The following is a 288-nucleotide window of genomic DNA, read 5'->3' as shown; positions in this document are numbered from 1 at the left end:
CGACCTCCTGGGCGAGGGGCTTCGCGCCGCAGGATTCGATGTGTTCGAGCCGGAAGGCACGTTCTTCACGATGGTCGACGCGTCCCCCCTCGGCATCGACGACGCGACGGCCCTCGCCCGCCGGCTGCCCTCGCTCATCGGCGTGGCCGCCATACCGGTGGCGATGTTCTGCCACCGTCCTGCGCGAAGGTGGTGGTCTGGTACAGCGGCGGGATCACCGCTCCCGTGATGGGGTCGGGGGTCTGGCCCGCGTGGACGGCTCGGGTGTTGAAACCCTGGGCGTCAGAG

General features: G+C 70.1%; 1 pseudogene. It reads left to right on the top strand.

The features are described from left to right. Positions 1-229, top strand: a pseudogene (locus FNH21_RS16760) (hypothetical protein); the annotation flags it as partial. Positions 230-288 lie beyond the last annotated feature (59 nt).

The organism is Arthrobacter bussei (assembly GCF_009377195.2).
In the GTDB taxonomy this organism is placed as follows: domain Bacteria; phylum Actinomycetota; class Actinomycetes; order Actinomycetales; family Micrococcaceae; genus Arthrobacter_D; species Arthrobacter_D bussei.
The sequence above is the reverse complement of the archived record's forward strand: the minus strand, read 5'-3'. Positions and strand labels throughout refer to the sequence as shown.